The 728-nt window shown below is 43.1% G+C and carries 1 protein-coding gene; it reads left to right on the plus strand.

What is annotated here, in order from left to right; all coding sequences use genetic code 11:
* A partial coding sequence (locus R8O11_RS27405; protein ID WP_318194900.1) for a GNVR domain-containing protein occupies nucleotides 1-728 on the plus strand: 728 nt, incomplete at both ends.

A 728-nucleotide genomic window follows, 5' to 3' on the forward strand; every position in this document is an offset into this window, starting at 1 on the left:
GGCAATTGATTCGCGAAATCTCTTTTAGTAAGCAACAAGACTTACTTGCAGCGAAAGCTCAAGAAGACATGTTGCGCGAAGAACTGGACAGAAAAAAGTCAGATTTCCAATCATTTGGTTCGCAAAAGGCTCGCTATGAGCAATTGAAACGAGAAGTAGAGTCAAACAAAGATCTTTACGAAGCTTTCTTAAATCGAGAAAAAGAAACCAGCGCTACTAGCGATTACAAAAATGTGACCGCTCGCTTTACTGATAAAGCGATCATTCCACTGTTTCCTGTCGCGCCACAACGAATGAAACTGGTGCTTATCGCCACATTCTTCGGTTTTGCTATCGCTTGTGCATTGGTGATCATTTTAGAAACGTTGCGAGAAGTCATCCGCACTTCAAACGATGTTCAAGATAAGCTAGGCGTGACATGCTTGGGGGTTATCCCAATGGTGAAAAAACGTACCCTGCGAAAAAATGGGGTAAGTTATACCGCCTACTTAGATAAAGATGAAAAACTCTTTAGCGAAGCTTGTCGCTCTGTTCGAACGTCGTTGCTATTAAGGCTGACCAACACTAAGCAAAAGATCTTACCTTTTACTTCAGCGATTCCAGAGGAAGGCAAAACCTCCACCAGCATCAATATGGCGGTGTCCTTCTCGACTATGGAGAAAGTGTTGATTATCGACTGCGACTTGCGTCGTCCATCTTTAGCCAAACGATTCAATATTCCTGAGTCC

It is taken from the genome of Vibrio sp. 1288, from assembly GCF_033344475.1.